Genomic DNA, 711 nt, shown 5'->3' with positions numbered 1-711 from the left:
GAGCGAGGCATAGTAGGCGGCTTCGGCCTCCGCCGGCGGGATGTTACCGATGGGCTGGAGAAGCCGTCGGTTGTTGAACCAATCGCCCTCCGCCACCCACCCCTTCCCGCTTTGCGGGTGGGGTCCCCTGTGTGGCTCCGCACACTCAAGGGTGGCGAACTCGACGGCCTCGAAGGAGCGCCATGGTCCGCGCCGGTGAATAACCTCGGCCTTGTAGAGGCCGTTGATAGTCTCGGCCAGGACGTTGTCGTAGCTGTCGCCGACGCTGCCGACCGAGGGCTCGACGCCGGCCTTGGCCAGACGCGCGGTATACTTGATGGACACGTATTGAGACCCGCGGTCGGAGTGGTGAATGAGGCCGCCGCGATGCAGCGGACGCCTGTCGTGCAAAGCTTGTTCGAGGGCGTCCAAGACGAAGCTGGCGTGCGCCGTGCGGCTGACCCGCCAGCCGACGATCCGCCGGGCGTAGGCGTCGATGACAAAGGCGATCGTTGTCGAAGCCCGCCCAGGTGGCGACGTAGGTGAAGTCGGACAGCCATAGCCTGTCGGGCGCGGGTGCATGGAACTGACGGTTCACATGGTCCATCGGGCAAGGCGCGGCCTTGTCGCTGACGGTGGTGCGCACTGTCTTGCCGCGAATGACACCCTGAAGGCCCATCTCACCCATCAGCCGCTCCACGGTGCAACGTGCGACGGCGAACCCTTCCCGCA

The 711-nt window shown here is 66.0% G+C and carries 1 pseudogene; it reads right to left on the bottom strand.

Annotated elements, in window-relative coordinates:
* Positions 1–711 (bottom strand): annotated as a pseudogene (locus M8523_RS36455) (IS3 family transposase); the annotation flags it as partial.

Origin of the sequence: Lichenifustis flavocetrariae, from assembly GCF_026130545.1 — a bacterium.
Lineage (GTDB): Bacteria > Pseudomonadota > Alphaproteobacteria > Rhizobiales > Beijerinckiaceae > Lichenihabitans > Lichenihabitans flavocetrariae.
This window is presented reverse-complemented; position numbering and strand designations above follow the sequence as displayed.